Source organism: Pseudomonas sp. FFUP_PS_473 (genome assembly GCF_002858665.1).
Lineage (GTDB): Bacteria > Pseudomonadota > Gammaproteobacteria > Pseudomonadales > Pseudomonadaceae > Aquipseudomonas > Aquipseudomonas defluvii.
Genome location: NZ_PJQQ01000004.1, coordinates 1 through 21,433 on the forward strand (window position 1 = coordinate 1; position 21,433 = coordinate 21,433).

At 60.1% G+C, this 21,433-nt stretch carries 14 protein-coding genes; 11 read left to right on the forward strand and 3 right to left on the reverse strand.

Features of this window, described 5'->3' with window-relative positions:
* Positions 1-188 precede the first annotated feature (188 nt).
* The 6 genes from recC (at position 189) to CYD26_RS03580 (ending at position 11,873) form a co-directional block, all read left to right on the forward strand.
* Entirely contained in the window at positions 189-3,656 is a 3,468-nt protein-coding gene (recC, locus tag CYD26_RS03555; protein WP_102051815.1) for an exodeoxyribonuclease V subunit gamma, read from the forward strand.
* Complete coding sequence (gene recB, locus CYD26_RS03560; protein ID WP_102051883.1) at positions 3,656-7,330, forward strand: exodeoxyribonuclease V subunit beta; 3,675 nt, start codon at positions 3,656-3,658, stop codon at positions 7,328-7,330. Before recC ends, recB begins: the two co-directional genes overlap by 1 nt.
* Positions 7,327-9,411, forward strand: a complete 2,085-nt coding sequence (gene recD, locus CYD26_RS03565) for an exodeoxyribonuclease V subunit alpha (RefSeq protein WP_102051816.1) — start codon at positions 7,327-7,329, stop codon at positions 9,409-9,411. Before recB ends, recD begins: the two co-directional genes overlap by 4 nt.
* 114 nt (positions 9,412-9,525) lie before the next feature.
* A complete protein-coding gene (locus CYD26_RS03570; RefSeq protein WP_099773470.1) occupies positions 9,526-10,101 on the forward strand; it encodes a YfiR family protein in 576 nt (191 codons plus the stop codon).
* On the forward strand, positions 10,098-11,369 hold the full coding sequence (locus CYD26_RS03575) for a diguanylate cyclase domain-containing protein (RefSeq protein WP_256587943.1): 1,272 nt from the start codon (positions 10,098-10,100) through the stop codon (positions 11,367-11,369). The genes CYD26_RS03570 and CYD26_RS03575 overlap by 4 nt, the downstream gene beginning before the upstream one ends.
* Positions 11,370-11,372: 3 nt before the next feature.
* The gene (locus CYD26_RS03580) at positions 11,373-11,873 is read left to right on the forward strand and encodes an OmpA family protein (RefSeq protein WP_099773471.1); all 501 of its coding nucleotides are present in this window, start codon (positions 11,373-11,375) and stop codon (positions 11,871-11,873) included.
* Positions 11,874-11,881: 8 nt separating this feature from the next.
* On the opposite strand, the gene CYD26_RS03585 is transcribed toward CYD26_RS03580, so the two are convergent.
* Positions 11,882-12,829, reverse strand: a complete 948-nt coding sequence (locus tag CYD26_RS03585) for a LysR family transcriptional regulator (protein WP_099773472.1) — start codon at positions 12,827-12,829, stop codon at positions 11,882-11,884.
* Between the two features lie 136 nt (positions 12,830-12,965).
* Between CYD26_RS03585 and CYD26_RS03590 the strand changes: the two genes are divergently transcribed.
* Both CYD26_RS03590 and mmsB read left to right on the forward strand, forming a co-directional pair.
* The gene (locus CYD26_RS03590; protein ID WP_065759307.1) at positions 12,966-14,492 is read left to right on the forward strand and encodes a CoA-acylating methylmalonate-semialdehyde dehydrogenase; all 1,527 of its coding nucleotides are present in this window, start codon (positions 12,966-12,968) and stop codon (positions 14,490-14,492) included.
* A 10-nt stretch (positions 14,493-14,502) separates the two neighbouring features.
* A complete protein-coding gene (gene mmsB / locus CYD26_RS03595; protein ID WP_065759306.1) occupies positions 14,503-15,390 on the forward strand; it encodes a 3-hydroxyisobutyrate dehydrogenase in 888 nt (295 codons plus the stop codon).
* 60 nt (positions 15,391-15,450) lie between these two features.
* On the opposite strand, the gene CYD26_RS03600 is transcribed toward mmsB, so the two are convergent.
* Complete coding sequence (locus CYD26_RS03600) at positions 15,451-15,795, reverse strand: cupin domain-containing protein (RefSeq protein WP_065759305.1); 345 nt, start codon at positions 15,793-15,795, stop codon at positions 15,451-15,453.
* Between the two features lie 283 nt (positions 15,796-16,078).
* Here CYD26_RS03600 and CYD26_RS03605 point away from each other — a divergent pair, with 283 nt between their 5' ends.
* The 3 genes from CYD26_RS03605 to ggt all read left to right on the forward strand — a co-directional run bounded on the left by CYD26_RS03605 (position 16,079) and on the right by ggt (position 19,418).
* Positions 16,079-16,669: an NAD(P)H-dependent oxidoreductase gene (locus tag CYD26_RS03605; protein ID WP_102051817.1), complete on the forward strand. Its 591-nt coding sequence runs from the start codon at positions 16,079-16,081 to the stop codon at positions 16,667-16,669.
* A 67-nt stretch (positions 16,670-16,736) separates the two neighbouring features.
* Positions 16,737-17,633: a LysR family transcriptional regulator gene (locus tag CYD26_RS03610; RefSeq protein WP_099776526.1), complete on the forward strand. Its 897-nt coding sequence runs from the start codon at positions 16,737-16,739 to the stop codon at positions 17,631-17,633.
* Between the two features lie 117 nt (positions 17,634-17,750).
* Positions 17,751-19,418 (forward strand): gamma-glutamyltransferase, encoded by a 1,668-nt coding sequence (gene ggt, locus CYD26_RS03615; protein ID WP_099773474.1) that lies wholly within the window; start codon positions 17,751-17,753, stop codon positions 19,416-19,418.
* 64 nt (positions 19,419-19,482) lie between these two features.
* Here the strand turns inward: ggt and CYD26_RS03620 are convergent, their stop codons facing one another.
* A complete protein-coding gene (locus CYD26_RS03620; RefSeq protein WP_099773475.1) occupies positions 19,483-21,402 on the reverse strand; it encodes a methyl-accepting chemotaxis protein in 1,920 nt (639 codons plus the stop codon).
* Positions 21,403-21,433: the final 31 nt, after the last annotated feature.

Sequence of the window (21,433 nt, forward strand, 5' to 3'; positions counted from 1 at the left end):
ATCGCCGATGGTAGTGTGGGGTTTCCCCATGTGAGAGTAGGTCATCGTCAAGATTAAATTCCGAAACCCCTATCTGCGCATGCAGGTAGGGGTTTTGTCTTTGTGGCCTGGAAAACATCGCCAGCGAGGCCTGTCTCTGCAGCTCATGCTAAGGTTCGAGCCTCTTCACATCGCACCAAGGGATACTCATGCCGCACACCTCCAATCTACAGCCCGGCTTTATGGTGGTTCATGGCAACCGTCTGGATGAACTGCGAAGCCTGGTCGTGGGCTGGATGCGCCGCAATCCGCTGTTGCCGCTGGAGAATGAGATCGCATTGGTGCAAAGCAACGGCATTGCACAGTGGTTGAAGTTGGCTCTGGCTGAAGATCCTGAAGAAGATGATCAGGGCGGTTGCGGTATTGCTGCTGCCATTGACGTGCAACTGCCTGGCAGTTTCATGTGGCAGCTGTACCGCAAAGTGTTGGGGCGTGAGGAGATTCCGGAAACCTCGTTACTCGACAAGGCGCCGCTGACCTGGCGTTTGATGCGCCTGCTACCTGAGGTCATTGATCGGCCGCATTTTGAGCCGTTGCAGCGTTTTTTGACCGACGATGCCGATTTGCGCAAGCGCTATCAACTCGCAGAGCGCTTGGCTGATCTGTTCGACCAGTATCAGGTGTACCGCGCCGACTGGTTGCAGGACTGGGCAGAAGGGCACCACCTGCTACGCACCGCACGTGGTGAGTCGAAGCCCTTGCCTGCGGCTAATTGCTGGCAGGCCGAATTGTGGCGAGCGCTGTTGCTGGACGTCGGTACTGAAGGCATGGCGCAGAGTCGTGCGGGTGTTCATCAGCGCTTTATTCAGCGTATCAACGAGTTGCAGGAAGCCCCTGCCGGCTTGCCGTCACGGGTTATCGTCTTCGGTATTTCTTCGTTGCCGGCCCAGGCGCTTGAGGCGCTCGCGGGGCTATCTCGTTTCAGTCAGGTGCTGCTGTGTGTACTCAACCCTTGCCGACACCACTGGGCTGATATCGTCGCGGACAAGGACCTTCTGCGTCACCAGTACAAGCGTCAGCAGCGTAAGAGTGGCACCCCGGCAATGATCGATGCCGATGTACTGCACCAGCATGCCCACCCGTTGTTGGCGGCGTGGGGTAAGCAGGGCAGGGATTACATCAATCTGCTCGACAGTTATGACGACCCGAACAGTTATCGTGCGGCGTTCAGCGAAGGGCGTATTGACCTCTTCAGCGACAGCGAACCGCAGAATCTGCTCAACCAGTTGCAGGACGACATCCTCGAGCTGCGGCCGCTGACCGAGACGCGCGCGCTGTGGCCAAGCGTCGACCCACTCAAGGATCGCTCGATCAGGTTTCATATTGCGCATAGCCCGCAGCGAGAAGTTGAGATCCTGCACGATCAGTTGCTAGCCCGCTTCAGTGCGGATTCAACCTTGCGCCCTCGCGATGTGATTGTGATGGTGCCGGATGTTGATACCTATGCTCCGCATATTCGTGCCGTATTTGGGCAGATCGCCCGTGACGATTCACGTTTCATCCCCTTCACCTTGGCCGATCAGGGGCAGCGTGGCCGCGATCCGCTGCTGATCGCCCTGGAGCATCTGCTCAAGCTTCCCGACAGCCGCTTCCCGGTCAGCGAGATTCTTGATCTGCTCGATGTCCCGGCCCTCAGGGCGCGTTTCGGGATTAAGGAAAGTGACCTGCCGACACTGCATCGATGGATTGAAGGTGCGGGAGTGCGCTGGGGCTTGAATGCCGAGCAGCGGGCGACACTTGAATTACCTGCCGGGCTGGAGCAGAACAGCTGGCATTTCGGTTTGCGCCGCATGCTGCTGGGGTATGCCGTAGGTGCCGGAGCAAGCTGTGACGGCATCGAGCCCTACGATGAGATCGGTGGGCTGGATGCGGCGTTGATTGGCCCGCTGGTTGCCCTCATTGATGCGCTGGAGGTGGCTTATCGCGAACTGTCCAGCCCTGCCTCTGCAGGTAACTGGGGGGCGCGTTTGAATGCGTTGCTGCAGGTTTTTTTCCGTGCAGAAAACGAGCATGACGACTATCTGCTTGTGCAGTTGCAGTCGCTGTGCGAGGACTGGCTAGAGACCTGCGAGATGGTCGGTCTTGAAGATTTGCTGCCGCTGACCGTAGTACGTGAAGCCTGGCTGGCCGGGCTTGATCAGGGGCGCCTGTCGCAACGCTTCCTCGCCGGCTCCGTGAACTTTTGCACCCTGATGCCGATGCGGGCAATCCCCTTCAAGGTGATCTGTCTGCTGGGGATGAACGACGGCGACTATCCGCGAGCCCAGCCGCCTCTGGACTTCGACCTCATGGGCAGTGACTACCGCCCGGGTGATCGCTCGCGCCGCGAAGATGACCGTTACTTGTTGCTGGAGGCGCTGCTGTCGGCACGCGATCAACTCTACGTCAGTTGGGTCGGGCGCAGTATTCGTGACAACAGCGAGCGCCCGGCGTCGGTACTGATCGGGCAATTACGTGATCATCTGGCCGCAGGCTGGACGCTTGCTGGAGGCGAAGCGCAGGACATGGACTCGCTGCTCCATGCGCTGACGGTCGAGCATCCACTGCAACCCTTCAGTGCTCTCTACTTTCATCAGGGTAGCGGTCTGTTCAGCTATGCCAATGAGTGGCGTGCGTTGCATCTGGCGGATGCGGGTGAAGCCATTGAGCCGCCTGCCTTGGAGCCTTTCGTGGCCGACGAGCCACTGACCTTGCCATTGCTGCAGGATTTTCTAAGGCATCCCGTACGGCATTTTTTCAGTCAGCGTTTGAAGGTGTTCTTTGAGTCTGCTCAGGCACCGCTGGCTGATGAAGAGCCCTTTGTGCTCGATGCGCTACAGCGCTACAGCTTGAGTGAGAACCTGCTGGCTGCGGCCCTGGCCGACACGCACGACAGCGAGCGCGCGCTGCTGGCTCAGGCCAACCGCCTGCAAGGGCGTGGCGTGCTGCCGATGGCCGGTTTCGGTGATTGCCTGCGTGACGAGCTCATTGAACCGTTGCCCGACCTGTTGCAGCGTCACCGTCAGCTTTTGGAGCAGTGGCCGCATCGGGTCGACAGCGCCCTGCCCATTCGTTTCGAGTACCGTCACTTGCGTCTTGATGGCTGGCTGGGCCAAGTCTATCGCCGTGAGGGCGATGACCTGTTGAGCATCACTACGTTACCTAACACCATCGGCAGCGGCCGTACCTTGAAGTGGCACCGCTTGATTCACAGTTGGGTTATGCACCTGGCCGCGTGTGCCGTGGGGCTGCCCTTGCACACGGCGGTGGTGGCCAGCGATCAGACCTTGTTGCTCAAGCCATTGGAAAAGGGCGCTGCCGAGCAGTTTCTGGGCCACTTGTTGTTGGCTCGACAGGCGGGTATGTCGTCACCGCTGCCCGTGGCGGCGAAGACTGCTTTCGCCTGGCTTGAGCAAAGTGATCCAGATAAGGCACTGGCGGCAGCAGCCAAAGCCTATGACGGTGATGGCATCAGCCATGATGGCGAGCGCAGCGAAAATACTGCGCTGGCTCGACAGTTCAGTGATTTCGCCGCCCTCACGGCCAGTGAGGAATTCGAAGGCTGGTGTGAATCGCTTTACCGTCCACTGTACGACGCCGGCTGGCAGTCTGTTGGCCGTGAGGAGGGCCGCTCATGATGCTTGAACCACAACCGCCTTTGGCCCTGAGCTTTCCGTTGCACGGTAGCCAACTGATTGAAGCCAGTGCTGGCACCGGCAAAACCTTCACCATTTCCGCTCTCTATCTGCGCCTGGTGTTGGGGCATGGTGGCGAGCAAGGTTTCGGTCGTGAGTTGTTGCCGCCACAGATTCTCGTGGTGACGTTCACAGATGCCGCAACCAAGGAGTTGCGCGAGCGTATTCGTACGCGTCTGGCAGAGGCCGCTCGCTTTTTCCGCGGGGATCTGCTGGAAGCCGACAGCCTGCTGCAACAACTGCGCGAGCAGTTTGATCCCCAGCATTGGGCGGCCTGTGCCAATCGGCTTGAGGTCGCGGCGCAGTGGATGGACGAGGCTGCGGTTTCGACCATTCACAGCTGGTGCCAACGCATGCTGCGTGAGCATGCGTTCGACAGCGGCAGCCTGTTTACCCAAACCCTGGAGACCGATCACAGCGATCTGCTGGGCCAGGTCATGCGCGATTACTGGCGCCGCTTCTGCTATGGCATGCAGGGTGACGCTTTGCAGTGGGTGCGCGCCAACTGGGGCAGCCCCGATGCCTTGTTGCCCAAGGTGCGCGCGTTGTTTGGTCGCCAGCGGGTGGCCAGTGACGTCGAGGAGCCGCAGGCACTGATTGACGGCGTTCTACAGCAACGTGCCGAGTACCTGCGTGAGTTGAAAGCGCCTTGGGCCCAATGGGCTGCCGAGTTGTTGCAGCTCTGCCATGAAGGTCTCGCAGCCAAGCAGGTCGACGGGCGCAAGATGCAGGCGCGTTACTTCGAGCCCTGGTGTGAAAAGCTGAGGGTGTGGGCTACTGAAGAGCAGGCTGAGGAGCTCGACCTCGGCACTGGCTTCACCCGCTTTACACCGGAGGGTATGGCAGAAGCCTGGAAAGGTGAGCCGCCCCGGCACCCGGCCCTTGAGGCCATGTCGACCTTGCGCGAGCGTTTACAGGCCCTGCCGACTCCAGATGCCAGCCTGCTGGAGCATGCGGCGGCCTGGGTCGGCTCTCGCTTTGAGCAAGAAAAGCGGCGCCGTGCTGAAATGGGCTTCGACGACATGCTGTTGCGACTCGACAGTGCCTTGAGTGGCCCTGCTGGTGAACGCCTGGCCGGGTTGATTCGTGAGCAATTCCCCATCGCGCTGATCGACGAATTCCAGGATACCGACCCCGTCCAGTATCGGATCTTTCAGCGCATTTACCGCATTGAAGAAAACCTGCGCGAGACCGGGCTTTTCCTGATTGGAGACCCCAAGCAGGCTATCTATGCGTTCCGTGGTGCGGACATCTTTACCTACCTGCGAGCCCGTGAGGCCACCGCGGGTCGATTGCATACACTCGATACCAACTTTCGTTCCAGCCAGGCCATGGTTACTGCAGTCAACCATGTGTTCCAGCGTGCGGAGCACCGTACCCAGGGCGCCGGCGCTTTCCTGTTCCGGCGCGAAGACGACAACCCGGTGCCGTTCCAGGCGGTCAAGGCTCAAGGCCGAAAGGAGACGCTGCAGGTCGGCGGCCAGGTCGTGCCAGCCCTGAACATCTGGCAGCTTGTCAGTGACGAACCGGTTTCGGCTGCGGTCTACCGGAAACACATGGCTGCCAGCTGTGCCACTGCCATTGTCGCCTTGCTTAGCGGCGGGCAGCAGGGACGCAGTGGTTTTGTGAAGGCTGAGGGCGAGCTGCGGGGTTGCCAGCCTTCCGATATCGCCATTCTGGTTCGCGACGGCCGAGAGGCGCAGCTGGTTCGCGAAGAACTCGCCGCACGTGGGGTGCGTAGTGTTTACCTGTCGGACAAGGATTCGGTGTTCTCCGCCCAGGAGGCCCATGACCTGTTGTCCTGGCTCAAGGCCTGTGCCGAGCCGGATGTAGAGCGCTTGCTTAAAGCCGCGCTGGCCAGTGTTACCTTGAACTTGCCTCTGAGCGCGTTGGATCAACTGAACCAGGATGAGTTGGACTGGGAACGTTGGGTGATGACATTCCGTGAGTACCGGCACCTGTGGCGTACTCAGGGCGTTCTACCGATGTTGCGCCGCCTGCTGCATGACTTCAATTTGCCGCAGGTGCTGATCGCGCGCAGCGATGGCGAGCGGGTACTGACCAACCTCCTGCACCTTGCAGAGCTGTTGCAGCAGGCGGCCACCGAGCTGGATGGCGAGCAGGCACTGATTCGTCACCTGAGCGAACACCTGGCCTCTGGCGGCCAGACGGCTGAAGAGCAGATTCTGCGCCTGGAAAGTGATGAACAACTGGTCAAGGTCGTGACCATTCACAAGTCCAAGGGGCTTGAGTATCCGTTGGTGTTTCTCCCATTCGTGTGCAGTACCAAACCGGTTGATGGCAAGCGCCTGCCACTGGCCTGGCACGACAGTGAGCGTCAGGCTCAACTGACCCTGACGCCTAACGCTGAGCAGATTGCGCTGGCCGATGATGAGCGTCTGGCCGAGGACCTGCGGTTGCTTTATGTCGCCCTGACGCGCGCACGCCATGCGTGCTGGCTAGGCGTGGCTGACCTCAAGCGGGGGACCAGCAAGGAGTCACTGCTGCACCGATCGGCGCTGGGCTACTTGCTGGGTGGCGGTGTGCCCTTGGAGAACTCGGCAGCGCTCGGGCAATGGCTGGCGGCGCTCAGCGATGGGGCCCCGGCAATTCGCTGTGAAGTATTGCCCGAGGCAGAGGCGGCGTGCTTTACCGCAACGCGAAATACGGCCGAGCTGGCACCCCAGAGACTACCCCGCCGCCGTGCTGCCGAGAACTGGTGGATTGCCTCCTACAGTGCGCTGCATATCGGTGAAGACCTTCTGGCGTTGGACAGCTCCCAGGCGCAGCAACTGCTCGACGATGAGCGTGCCGATCCGCTGGTGCTTTCTGAAGCGTTGCCCGGTGGCAGTGATCTCCACCGTTTTCCCCGTGGCCCCAATCCGGGTACCTTTCTTCATGGCTTGCTGGAATGGGCAGGGCGCGAAGGCTTTGCCCGTATTCGTGAGCAGCCGCACCTGCTGGAAAAGACCGTTGCACAACGCTGCAATCGGCGTGGCTGGACGGGCTGGATTAACACCTTGAACCACTGGTTGGGGCAACTGATCGAGACGCCAATGCCGTTGGCGCCGAACAGCCCGCCCGTGGTCCTGGGCGAGCTACACCAGTACCAGATCGAGATGGAGTTCTGGTTCGCCAGCCATCAGGTGGATGTCGCCTGCCTTGATCGCCTGGTGGCGCAGTACACCCATAACGGCGAAAACCGTGCAGCCGCCAAGCCGGCACTGCTCAATGGCATGTTCAAAGGCTTTATTGACCTGGCCTTCGAACATGACGGTCGCTACTACGTGACCGATTACAAATCCAACTGGCTGGGCGCGGAGGATTCCGCCTACAGCGAGCAGGCCATGGAAACGGCGATTCTTGAGCATCGGTACGACTTGCAGTACGTCCTCTATCTGTTGGCCCTGCACCGGCAGTTGCGTGTTCGCATGCCCGATTACGACTATGACCAGCATGTTGGCGGTGCCGTGTTCATGTTCCTGCGTGGAGCGCGTTCGTCGTCCAGAGGCGTGTACTTCGTCAAACCACCACGGGAATTGATTGAGCAACTGGATGCACTGTTTCGTGGCGATTGGCAGCCGCAACAACAGGACCTGTTTGGAGAGCAGCCATGAGCCGTACCTTTACCGACTTTTTGCCAATGCCGCTGGACGCGCAACAGTTGTCGGCCCTGCGCCCCTTGAGCGAGATCCACGATCTGCTGATCCTGCTTGACCGTTGGGTTGAGCGCGGTTGGTTACGTGCTCTGGACCGGGCCTTTGTTGCGTTTCTTGGCGAGCTCGACGGGCGTGCCGACCCTCGGGTGTTGCTGGCCGCCGCACTTGCCAGCCATCAGTTAGGGCATGGGCATGTCTGCCTGGATGTGGGTGAGACCCTCGCCGAGCCGGATTTCGCGTTGTCTCTGCCGCCTGAGGGTGACCTTCTGGCGGGGCCGGTGTTACTGCCGTCACAATTGCTTGAGCACCTGGATCAGGCCACCTGGTGTGCAATTCTGTCGAGCAGTGCGCTGGTGGCCCATGCCGGAAATGACGCGCAGACAGACAGACCGCTGGTGCTCTGCGGCCAACGCTTGTACCTGCGACGGTACTGGGGCTATGAGCGCCAGGTCGACAGCGCCCTGCGTCAGCGTCTGGCACAGCAGGAGGTTGCCGCGGTCGACTTGCGTGCTCGGCTTGACCAACTGTTCGAGAGCGGTGCTCCGGCAGGGCAGGTAGATTGGCAAAAGCTTGCGTGTGCACTGGCGACCCGTGCGGGGTTCAGCATCATCACCGGTGGCCCTGGCACGGGTAAGACCACGACCGTCGTGCGGTTGCTGGCGTTACTTCAGGCTCCCGCAGTGGATATGGGGCGTCCGTTGCGTATTCGCCTCGCCGCACCGACGGGCAAGGCGGCTGCACGCCTGACTGAGTCCATTGGTCAGCAAGTGCAGCAATTGGCTGTCAGTGAAACCGTGCGTGAACATATTCCCACCGAGGTCTCGACGGTTCACCGTCTTTTGGGCAGTCGACCTGGTTCGCGGCACTTCCGTCACCACTCGGGCAACCCGCTGCCGTTGGACGTGCTGGTGGTCGATGAAGCCTCAATGATCGACTTGGAGATGATGGCCAACTTGCTGGCAGCCTTGCCGCATCATGCCCGGCTGATCCTGTTGGGCGATAAAGACCAATTGGCGTCGGTCGAGGCTGGTGCGGTACTGGGTGACCTGTGTCGTGATGCCGAGGCGGGTTGCTATAGCCCGCAGACTCAGGGCTGGCTGGAGCAGGTCAGTGGCGAACAGCTTGCCGACAGTGGGCTGCAGCCGGGCTCCGCAGAACAGCATGCTCTGGCCCAGCAAGTGGTCATGCTGCGTCACTCACGACGTTTTGGCGAAGGTAGCGGTATCGGACAACTGGCGCGCTTGGTCAACGCTCAACAAGCTGAGCCGGCGAGGGCGCTGTTGGCAACAGCCACGCATGCGGATCTTTACCTGCTGAGCCTGCGTAGTGAACAGGATCGAGCACTTGATCGATTGCTGCTGGACGGTATCGGACGTGGAGAAAGCGACGCCAAGGGCTATCGGTACTATCTGCAGGTGATGGGCAGTGAGCGCCCGCCCGAGAATGCCCCGCTGGATGATCCGCGCTGGGGCAACTGGGCCTTGGCGGTATTGCGGGCGTTCGAGACGTTTCAACTGCTTTGCGCGGTACGAAAAGGGCCTTGGGGAGTAGAGGGGTTGAACCTGCGTGCTACCCAGGCCTTGTCCCGCGCGGGGCTGATCGACAGTGACGCGGTTTGGTACGAGGGCCGCCCGGTGTTGATGACCCGTAACGACTATGGGCTGGGTTTGATGAACGGTGACATCGGTATCGCCCTGCGGTTGCCGGAGGGAGGTAGCGGCGGCAAGCAGGTGCTGCGCGTTGCGTTCCCACGCAGTGACGGCAAGGGCGGTGTGCGCTTCGTGTTGCCAAGCCGGCTGAGCGATGTTGAAACGGTTTACGCGATGACGGTGCATAAGTCCCAGGGCTCGGAGTTTGCCCATACCGCGCTGATTTTGCCGGATGCCTTGAACCCGGTGTTGACCAAGGAACTGATCTACACCGGTATTACGCGCGCCAAGCACTGGTTCAGCCTTATTGAACCGCGGCAGGGTGTATTTCAGGAGGCGGTACGGCGCAAAGTGAAGCGGCTTTCGGGGCTGATGCTGGATCAGACCTGAGTGCGGCGATGCTGCCACACTCCGGATTGCCTCTTGGGGGGATGGCTCGCGGGAAAAATGGGCATTGTGCTATCTTTGCCCAATTGTCGTGCCCCATTTTGAGAGAATTCCCACATGAACGTGGCCGCCCCGATCCCGGGACGTGTGATGAGCTGGATGCTTGGACTGCTGGGCAGTTTTCTTTTCCTGTGTACCAGCGTGGCCTGTGCTCAGGCTGACAGTAATGCGGCCCATGCGGAGCTTCGGGCCAAGGCTGTCACGCAGGTGGTGCTCGGAATTCTCAGTTATGCGCGTTGGCCGGTTGAACCGGCTCAACTGCGTCTGTGCCTGGTTGGGCCCACCGAATATGCCGATGATCTGGTCAAAGGGACCACCCAGGCCACTGGCCGTCCGGTGTTGGTTCGCCGACTGCTGACCGGTGCTCCACGGATTGTCGATGAGTGTGACGCGGTCTACATCGGTAAACTCAGTGCTGAAGCGCGCAGTCAGTTATTCAGCGAGATCATTGGCCATCCGCTCCTGAGCATCAGCGAAGCGGACGATTCCTGTACGGTGGGCAGCCTGTTCTGTCTGCGGGTCAGTGACACCCATGTGGCATTTGAGGTCAACCTCGACTCGGTCGCCCGCAGCGGCGTACGTATTCACCCCAGCGTACTGCGGCTGTCGCGGCGTAGGGCGGTGCAGCCGTGACCCGCCTGCGCAATAGCCTGGGGCGTTTGACCCTACGTGCGGTGCTTGGGCGACGGCATTTGAGCGTTGCCTTGCTGGCTGTCGGGCTTGCGGGAATCTCTTTGACCCTGATGGGTGTCCTGACGTTACGAGCCTACGCCAACCACAACTTGCACCTGATCGCCCGGTCGATCAACTACACCGTAGAAGCCTCGGTCGTGTTCAATGACAGCAGTGCGGCCAATGAGGCGCTGGCGCTGATTGCTGCGACTGAAGAAGTCGCCGACGCGAAGGTGTTCGACGATAACGGCGATCTGCTCGCGCGCTGGCAACGCCACGACGATGGCATGCTGGCGCCGTTGAAGCGGCACCTGGCGAGCACGTTGCTGGAAGATCCCATCAACCTGCCAGTGCTGCACCAAGGGCAACAGGCCGGTCGAATCGAGCTGGTCGGCCAGGGTGATAGCCTGATGCGCTTTCTGCTCAGTGGCCTGATCGGCATCATGCTGTGTACCGTACTCAGTGCCTTCGGTGCGTTGTCCCTGTCGCGTCGTTTGTTCGGCGATATCGTCGGCCCTTTGCGCAACCTTGCCAATGTGGCACATGCGGCACGTTGTGAGCGTCGCTTTGACCGGCGCGTCCCGCCTGCACAGATTGCCGAACTCAACGAGTTGGGCCATGACTTCAATGCGTTGCTTGATGAGCTGGAAACCTGGCAGCACCATCTGCAAAGCGAAAACGCAACCTTGGCGCACAAGGCCAGCCACGACAGCCTCACCGGGTTGCCGAACCGGGCGTTTTTCGAGGGGCGTCTGAGCCGAACCCTGCGTAGCGCGTCGCATAGCCAGGAATCTGTGGCTGTGCTGTTTATCGACAGTGATCATTTCAAGACCATCAATGACACCTACGGTCACGCTGCTGGCGATGAAGTGCTGATCACCGTGGCCAATCGGGTGCGGGCACAGTTGCGTGAGCATGATCTGGTCGCGCGCCTGGGCGGTGATGAGTTTGCGGTGCTACTGGCGCCTATTCAGCGAACCGAAGATGCCGAGCGTATTGCCGACAAGATCATCGCCAGCATGCGCACCCCGATTCATCTGCCTGACGGGCAGGTAGTGGTTTCATCCCTGAGTGTTGGCCTGGCGGTGTATCCCGATGATGGTGATACGCCGACTGAACTGCTTAGCGCTGCGGATGCCGCCATGTATCACGCCAAGCACCTCGGTCGAGGTGGGCGGCACAACGCAGAGTCGGAGCACTCTGCGGCTAGCACAAAAAACAGGAGTTAAACCGTGAGCCGTTCTATCAACCGTCTGCGCTTTCATTTTGTCGCTCTGACGCTTGCTTTGGTTACCCTTGTGGGTTGCCAGAGCGTGCCCCCCAAAGGCCTGAGTGCTGAACAAATTGCGCTCCTGAAGCAGGAGGGGTTCGTTTTGACCGATGAAGGCTGGATGTTCGGTTTGCCTGGCAAAGTCCTTTTTGGCAGTGACCTGGACAGCTTGAATGCGCAGAGCCGGAAAATCGTCGAGCGTATCGGCAAGTCGCTGCTGTCGGTCGATATTCAGCGGGTACGCGTGGACGGCCATACCGACTCGTCGGGCAAGGCCCGTTACAACGAGCAGTTGTCGCTACGCCGCGCGGCCAGCGCAGCAAGCGTGCTGATAGCCGTCGGCATGCGCCCGGAAAACGTTGAGACCCGCGGGCTGGGCAGCCGTGAGCCGGTTGCCAGCAATGACACTGCCGCCGGCCGCACGGAAAATCGCCGGGTCGCTATTGTCGTTGCTTCCGATTAATCAACGAGCTAATCAATAAACACCGTCGAGCGCGACTCGCCCATCAACAGCGCAGTGTTCAGCTCGGTCACTTCGCGGATGTAATCCCACAACAGGGTGATCCGCTTGAGCTTGCGCAGGTCTTCGCGGCAGTACATCCAGAACTGCCGGGTGATCTCTATTTCCTGCGGCAGGATCGGTACCAGGCGCGGATCCTGTGCGGCCAGGAAACACGGCAAGATAGCCAGCCCGCGGCCCTGTTGAGCGGCCACGTACTGAGCGATCACGCTGGTGCTGCGCAGGTTGGCGCTGGCTGCGGGCAACAGGTTGGCCAGGTACAGCAGCTCGGAACTGAAGGCCAGGTCATCGACGTAGCTGATAAACGAATGATCGGCCAGATCACTGACCCGTTGAATCGGCGCATGGTTGTCCAGGTATTCCTGGGTGGCATACAGGCGCAGTCGGTAGTCGCACAGCTTGCAGCACACATACGGTCCGTGTTCCGGGCGTTCCAGGGCAATGACAATATCGGCCTCGCGTTTGGACAGGCTGATGAAGTGCGGCAGTGGCAGGATGTCCACTGAAATGGCCGGGTAGTGGTCGAGGAAGTGGCTCAACTGCGGGGTCACGAAAAAGCTACCGAAGCCTTCGGTGCAGCCCATGCGCACATGCCCGGAGAGGGCGACGCCGGAGCCTGAGACCTGCTCGCAGGCCATGTGCAGGGTACTCTCAATGGACTCGGCATAGCTGAGCAGGCGCTGGCCTTCTGCGGTGAGCACGAAACCACTGGTACGTGATTTCTCGAACAGTAATGTGCCCAGCGCCACCTCCAATGAGGCGATTCGCCGCGACACGGTGGTGTAGTCCACGCCCAGCCGCTTGGCTGCGCTGCTGGCCTTGCGGGTACGGGCCACTTCGAGGAAGAACTTCAGGTCATCCCAGTTCAATGAACCTAGGGAGGTGATGTTTTTTTGCATGTTGGACCGGATTTTATGTGCGTTCTTATTAGAAGTTTGCACATCTATACTCCAAATCAGCCCCTTGACCAAGTGCCCGTCGCGCTTGACGCGCCGAAGGCGATCTCTCCCTAACAACAAATTCAGGAGAAGCCCCATGAACGCATCCCTTACGCCCAACCAGACCAAGGTCGACCAGGTTCGCCTGCTGATCGACGGCCAGTGGGTCGAGTCGAAAACCACAGAATGGCGTGACGTGGTAAACCCTGCCACCCAGCAGGTGCTGGCACGGGTACCCTTTGCCACTGCCGATGAAGTCGATGCGGCTATTGCGGCGGCTCAACGTGCGTTCAAGACCTGGCGTGATACGCCGATTGGTGCGCGGATGCGCATCATGCTCAAGCTGCAGGCACTGATTCGCGAGCATTCCAAGCGCATCGCGCTGACCCTCAGTGCTGAGCAGGGCAAGACCATCGCTGATGCTGAAGGCGATATCTTCCGCGGCCTGGAAGTGGTCGAGCACGCATGCTCCATCGGCACCTTGCAGATGGGCGAGTTTGCCGAGAACGTTGCCGGTGGTGTTGATACCTACACCCTGCGCCAGCCGATCGGTGTCTGTGCCGGCATTACCCCGTTCAACTTCCCGGCGATGATCCCGCTGTGGATGTTCCCGATGGCCATCGTGTGCGGTAATACCTTTGTCCTCAAGCCGTCCGAGCAGGACCCGCTGTCGACCATGATGCTGGTGGAACTGGCCATCGAAGCCGGTGTGCCGGCTGGCGTACTGAACGTTGTGCATGGCGGCAAGCAGGTGGTTGATGCCCTGTGTACTCATCAGGACATCAAGGCCATTTCGTTCGTCGGTTCGACCGAGGTCGGTACCCACGTCTACAACCTGGCGGGCCAACATGGCAAACGCGTGCAGTCGATGATGGGCGCGAAGAACCATGCCGTCGTGCTGCCGGATGCCAACCGTACGCAAACCCTCAATGCACTGGTGGGTGCCGGTTTTGGTGCGGCCGGTCAGCGCTGCATGGCCACCTCGGTTGCCGTGCTGGTGGGCAAGGCGCGTGAATGGCTACCCGAACTCAAAGAGCTGGCGTCCAAGCTCAAGGTCAATGCCGGCAGTGAGCCGGGCACTGATGTCGGCCCGCTGATTTCCAAGCGTGCCAAGGAGCGCGTACTGGGCTTGATCGAGAGCGGTATCCGCGAGGGCGCGAAGTTGGAACTGGACGGTCGCGACGTCAAGGTTCCTGGCTACGAGGAGGGCAACTTCATTGGCCCGACCCTGTTCTCCGGCGTGACCACCGACATGCAGATCTACACCCAGGAAATCTTTGGCCCGGTGCTGGTGGTGCTGGAGGTCGACACCCTTGATGAGGCCATCGCCCTGGTCAACCGCAACCCCTTTGGCAACGGCACTGGCCTGTTTACCCAAAGTGGCGCAGCGGCACGCAAGTTCCAGAGTGAAATCGATGTTGGTCAGGTTGGTATCAACATCCCAATCCCGGTCCCGGTTCCGTTCTTCAGCTTCACCGGTTCGCGCGGTTCCAAGCTCGGTGACCTGGGCCCTTACGGCAAGCAAGTGGTGCAGTTCTACACTCAGACCAAGACCGTCACTGCCCGTTGGTTCGATGACGACAGCGTCAACGACGGTGTGAACACCACCATCAGCCTGCGCTAAGGAGATCGTCATGCGTATTGCATTTATCGGCTTGGGCAACATGGGCGCGCCGATGGCGCGCAACCTGATCAAGGCCGGGCATCAACTGAATGTGTTTGACCTGAACAAGACCATCCTGGCCGAGCTTGCTGAGTTGGGTAGCCAGGTCAGTGCTTCGCCACGGGAAGCAGCAGAAGGCAGCGAGCTGGTGATTACCATGCTGCCAGCCGCCGCCCATGTGCGCAGCGTGTACCTGAGTGAAGATGGCGTGCTGGCGGGAGTGCGTGCCGGTACTCCGGTAGTGGATTGCAGCACCATCGACCCGCAGACGGCCCGTGATGTTGCGGCCGCCGCCGCCAAGCAGGGTGTCGCGCTGGCCGATGCGCCGGTTTCCGGTGGTACGGGCGGCGCCCAGGCGGGCACGTTGACCTTCATGGTGGGCGCGAGCGCTGAACTGTTTGCCACCTTGCAGCCGGTACTGGCGCAGATGGGCCGCAACATCGTTCATTGTGGCGATGTCGGCACCGGGCAGATCGCCAAGATCTGTAACAACCTGCTGCTGGGTATCTCGATGGTGGGTGTGTCCGAAGCCATGGCGCTGGGCAATGCCCTGGGTATCGACACCAAGGTTCTGGCGGGGATTATCAATAGCTCCACTGGGCGTTGCTGGAGCTCGGATACCTATAATCCGTGGCCGGGCATCATCGAGACGGCACCGGCTTCGCGCGGCTATACCGGCGGTTTTGGCGCCGAGCTGATGCTCAAGGACCTGGGGTTGGCGACTGAGGCGGCACGCCAGGCTCACCAGCCGGTGATTCTCGGCGCGGTGGCGCAGCAGTTGTATCAAGCGATGAGTTTGCGCGGTGATGGCGGCAAGGACTTCTCCGCGATCGTTGAAGGTTACCGCAAGCCTGAATAGCAAGCTGCGTTGATCACGGGCAGGCCGGCTCCTATGCAGGAGCTGGCCTGTCGGCTTTGCTTACGCAAAGACGAAGTACTTGCGTACGGTCTCCACCACTTCCCAGGTGCCGCGCATTCCCGGTTCGACGATGAAGATGTCTCCCGCCCGCAGGTGGATCGGCTCTTGGCCATCAGGCGTGATCACGCAGTAGCCTTCCTGAAAGTGGCAGTATTCCCACTTCTCGTAATTGACCCGCCATTTGCCAGGCGTGCAGATCCAGGTACCCATGATCTTGCTGCCATCCTCGCTGGTATAGGCGTTGAGGTTGACGGTGTGCGGGTCTCCGGCGAGTTTCTCCCATTTGCAGGCATCGAGTACCGGTAACGGGTGGGTGTCGCGCAGAACGACGATCGATTTCGACATGAGGGCTCCAGGCAGGCTGAGGAAGTGAACCCGCAGCCTAGCGGGCGGCTCAGCCCCCCGGTTGTCTGGACTCGACATCAAGCTGTCCAGAAGCGCACAAGTCATGAGCCCTGCAATAGATACGCGACTGCAATAATTCGCGTTCAATTCGTGCGCTCCAGTCAAAAGCGTTTTGCCGTCGAGGTGGTTTTTCCGGGCTTTGTTCGTCGTTAACCTGCCCAGCATTCAATTCCATCCGGTTCGCCATCCCAATGGCGTCGACCGGGCACCCGATGAGGCCCCGATGAAAAAAGTCCTGTTGCTCAATGGCGGCAAGAAATTCGCCCACTCCGATGGCCGCTTGAATGAAACCCTGCATGAGACAGCGCTGGCGTTTCTGGATCGTGCCGGCTTTGACGTCAAATCCACCTACATCGACGGTGGTTATGACAATGCTGAAGAGGTGCAGAAGTTTCTCTGGGCGGACGTGATCATCTATCAAATGCCCGGCTGGTGGATGGGCGCGCCCTGGACCGTCAAGCAGTACCTTGATGAGGTCTTCACCGCCGGTCACGGCAGCCTCTATGCCAGCGACGGTCGAACCCGTTCCGACGCGTCGCAGAAGTACGGCAGTGGCGGCCTTGTTCACGGCAAGCACTACATGATTTCGGCCACCTGGAATGCGCCGCAGCAGGCGTTCGATGACCCTGACGATTTCTTTGAAGGCAAGGGTGTGGACGCCGTGTACTTCCCGTTTCACAAGGCTAATCAGTTCCTCGGCATGACGGGGCTGCCGACTTACCTGGCGGTGGATGTGATGAAGCGCCCTAACGTTGCTGCTGCCGTCACTGCGTATGAGCAGCATCTGGCCCGAGTATTCCAGATCCCGGCTTGATGGGTGCTTGCACAAGCCCGTGCAAGCCGCTATCAATCAGCGTTTGGTTGCTGCACAAGGTGTTCGCGTGAAAGCCAGGTCCGATGAGTTACAGGTGTTCGTCTCGGTGATCGAGTGCGGCTCGATTTCCGCTGCGGCCGAGCAGGTCGGGCAGACCCCATCGGCGGTCAGTCGAACCTTGTCACGCCTTGAAGCCAAGCTGTGTACCACGCTGATCAATCGCACCACCCGGCGCATGGACCTGACCGAGGAGGGCCGGTTTTTCTTCGAGCGAGCCAAGGCGATTCTTGCGCAGATGGATGAGCTTGAAGAGCGTTTGTCGTTGCACCGTCAAACGCCGTCCGGGCGGTTGCGGATCAACGCCGCGGCGCCGTTCATGCTGCACGCCATCGTCCCGTGGGTGGAGGAGTTCCGTGAGCGCTATCCGGACATCCAACTGGAGTTGAACACTGACGACCTGATCATTGACTTGCTGGAGCAGGGTACCGATGTGGCGATCCGCATTGGCGAGCTGTCCGACTCCAGCCTGCATGCCCGTTCGCTGGGCTGCAGCCCGCTGCAGATCCTGGCCAGCCCCGAGTACCTGGCGCGGCATGGCACGCCACGGCAGGTTGAAGACCTGGCCGGGCACTCGCTGTTGGGCTTCAGCCAGACCGAGACGCTCAACCACTGGCCTTTGCGCCATGCTGAAGGCGATCGTCTACCCATTCGTCCGAGCCTGTCGGCATCCAGCGGCGAAACCTTGCGCCAATTGGCCTTGGCCGGGGCAGGCATCGCGTGCCTGTCGCACTTCATGAGCCACGAGGACGTGCGTGCCGGACGCCTGCAGGTGATCCTTGCCGATGCCAACAGCGGCTATCGCCAGCCGATCCATGCGGTGTACTACCGCAATACGCAACTGGCCCTGCGCATTCAGTGCTTTCTCGATTTCATTCAGCAAAAGCTGGCGGTCTACGCCTGTTGAGATTTCTGGCGGCGACAGAGGCTGTCTAAACGCGGCTGTTTTCGCTTCGGTGTTTGATATGTCGTTCGACATCAGCCTTAATGGGTGTTCAACGAAAACAACACTAAGGAAGCTTTCATGCGCGTTGTGATGTTCCGACTCCTGACCCTCAGTGCCGCGATTATCGCCAGTTCTTCGGCCTACGCCGTGACCCTGGACGGTGGCGCGGTCGCCGCGCCCGATCAATATGGTGCACAGGTAGCCGCCGAAGTCCTGAAAAAAGGCGGTAACGCGGTGGATGCTGCCGTGGCGACTGCATTCACGCTGGCGGTGACTTACCCCGAGGCTGGCAATATCGGCGGCGGTGGTTTCATGACCCTGTACATGGACGGCAAGCCCTATTTCCTCGACTACCGCGAGGTCGCCCCGAAAGCGGCGAGCCGCACCATGTACCTGGACGATAAAGGCGAGGTCATCGAGAACCTCAGCCTGGTCGGTGCACGTGCCGCTGGTGTACCGGGTACGGTGATGGGGTTATGGGAGGCGCATCAGAAATTCGGCAAGCTGCCTTGGGCCGAGCTGCTGACCCCAGCAGTCGGTTACGCCAGGAATGGCTTTAAAGTGGCCTCCAAACAGTACCAGTACCGTGAGGACGCCCTGGGTCTGTTCAAGGACAGCACCAACTTCAATGACTATTTCGGCAGCATGAAGGTCGGCGAAACCTTCAAGCAACCCGAGTTGGCGCAAACCCTGGAGCGTATTGCCAGCAATGGCGTCAGTGAGTTCTATCAGGGCAAGACCGCCGACCTGCTGGTGGCTCAGATGCAGGCCGACAAGGGCTTGATCAGCAAAGATGACCTGAAGGATTACAAGGCTGTCTGGCGTGAGCCGATGCGTATCGACTGGCGCGGCAACACGGTCTACACCGCGCCGTTGCCAAGCTCCGGTGGTATCGCGCTGGCGCAACTGCTGGGCATCAAGGAAAACCGCGCTGCCGACTTCAAGGGCGTTGAGTTGAACTCGGCTCGTTATATCCACCTGCTGGCCGAAATCGAGAAGCGGGTGTTTGCCGACCGTGCCGACTACCTCGGCGACCCTGCCTTCAGCAAGGTGCCAGTAGAGCAACTGGTTGCCAAGGACTACCTGGTCAAGCGTGCCAAGGAGGTCAATCCGACGGCCATCTCTGAGACGGAGAAAGTCCGCCCGGGCCTGGAACCGCATCAGACCACGCACTTCTCCATCGTCGACAAGCAGGGTAACGCCGTCAGCAACACCTACACCTTGAACTGGGACTATGGCAGTGGCGTTGTCGTCAAGGGCGCGGGCTTCCTGCTCAATGACGAGATGGATGACTTCAGTTCCAAGCCTGGCGTAGCCAACGCCTTCGGTGTGGTCGGCGGCGACGCCAACGCCATCGAGCCAGGTAAGCGCATGCTTTCGTCAATGAGCCCAACGCTGGTAACCCGCGACGGCCAGGTCACCCTGGTTCTGGGTACGCCAGGTGGTTCGCGGATTTTCACCTCGATCTTCCAGGTGCTGAACAACCTCTATGACTACAACCTGCCGCTGGAGAAGGCCGTTGCTGCGCAGCGTGTGCATCATCAGTTGCTGCCTAAGGACACTATCTATTACGACGCTTATGCGCCGTTGAATGGCAAGGTGGCCGATGATCTGAAGAAGATGGGGTACACCCTGGAAGATCAGGGCTGGGAGATGGGGGATATCCAGGCGATCCGGGTCAATGGCACGGCGCTGGAAACCGCTTCCGATCCACGTGGTCGGGGTGTGGGCCACGTGGTGAAGTAACCGGCCTTATCGCTGGCACTGTCGACGCCTGCTGGTGTCGGCAGTGCCAGCGGTGTTTTTCAGGTCAGACGCGGAAGTGGCTGACCATCATCTGCAACTGGTTACCCAGCCGCGCCAACTCGACGCTGGACGCCGCGGTTTCTTCACTGGCTGCGGAAGTCTGCTCCGAGACATCGCGTACATTGAGGATGCTGCGGCTGATTTCCTCGGCTACGGCACTCTGCTGCTCGGCGGCTGCGGCGATCTGCTGATTCATCGACTGGATGTTCGACACCACGCGGGTGATGTTCTCCAGTGATGCACCGGCTTTACGCGTCAGTTCAACGCTGCTATCGGTCAGGTTACGGCTGTTCAGCATGACATTGGCGACCTGTTGGGTACCGCTTTGCAGGCCTGCTACCAGTTCTTCGATCTCTTCGGTGGATTTCTGCGTGCGCTGGGCCAGGCCGCGAACCTCGTCAGCGACCACGGCAAAACCACGACCGGCTTCGCCTGCGCGGGCCGCTTCGATGGCGGCATTCAGGGCGAGCAGGTTGGTCTGCTCGGCGACCGACTTGATTACGTCCATGACGCTGCCGATCTTCTGGCTTTCCTGTTGCAGGTGCCCCATGGCGTCGGTCGAGCGCTTCACTTCTTCGGCCAGACGTTCGATTTGGGCAATGGCCTGGGCGACGACCTCATCACCCGCACGGGCCTGACCGTCAGCATCGGTTGCCGCTTCTGAGGCCAACTCGGCGTTGCGCGCCACCTCCTGCACTGTCGTCGCCATTTCATGCATGGCGGTTGCCACCTGATCGGTTTCGACCTTCTGGCTGTTGACTCCGGCATTGGTTTCCTCGGTGACCGCCGAGAGTTCTTCCGCTGCGCTGGCGATCTGGGTGACGCCGTCACGGATGCCTGTGATCAAGTCACGCAGGGTGCTGCCCATGCGCTGTATGCCTTGCTGTAAAACGCCCAACTCGTCTCGGCGGGTCACGCGTAGCTCATGGGTCAGGTCGCCTGCAGCGATTTTCTCGACCACCTTGAGGGTGTCTTGCAGCGGGCGGGTAATCTGGCGGGTAATGATAACCGCGGCCAGTACGCCGAACAGCAGTGCCAGCAGGGTGCTGATGAGTTGCAGTGCACGCGCCTGGGCGCTTTCGTCATCACGACGATCCAGTTGGATCTTATAGAGCTGATCGCTGTATTTGACGATATCGGCGCCTTGTACGGTCATTTCCTGGCGAGCTACGGCGATCTCGGTAATGGCGCTCTTGAAGGTGAGTACGGCGTCACGGTAGGCGAGGATGGCGCTTTCGAACTGCTTGGCGCGGGTGGTTTCGCGTGGCAGGTGATCGTTCAGTTGGCGGACTTCAGTCAGGGCTGCATCCAGTTGTCGCAGCGCTGCCTGCTCGGTCGAAGTACTGAGGTCGGCAATGTAGCTGCGCACTTCCAGGCGCACCATCATCAGTTGTTCCTTGACCCGCGTAATGGCCTGGAATTGCTCAAGACGACGAGGGTCGCTCTCTGGCAAGGCCAGGACATCGCGGTTGATCGACTCGATCAACTCGATGGCGCTGGCGGCGGCTACACCCATCGCATCGCGGGCGGCCAGGGTGGTTCTATAGCCGTTGCGCATCTTGTTCAGTGATACCTGATACGCGCTGATGGTCTTGGCCTGCTGCTGCAGCAGTTTGATGTTCTCGGGGCTCTTGAAGCTGTTCAGCAGTTTCTGCTGTTGCGCGCTGAACGTGTCGAGTTTGGCTTGAACATTGGCGGCGCTGGTGTCATCGCCGTTGGTCAACATGTATTGCAGGCGCGCAATGCGCATGTTCGTCAGGTCGCTGTTGAGCTGAGTGATGTCGCTCATCCAGTTGCTACGGTCGATCAGGCCACCAAGGCTGGTCCAGCCTGTCAGCGCCAGAAGGCCTGTCAGTAACAGCACCAGGCCGAAGCCCAGGCCGAGTTTCACATTGACGCTGATATTGGCAAACCAGCTGTTCATACCATCCCTCCAGGAACGTTTTACGGTCTTG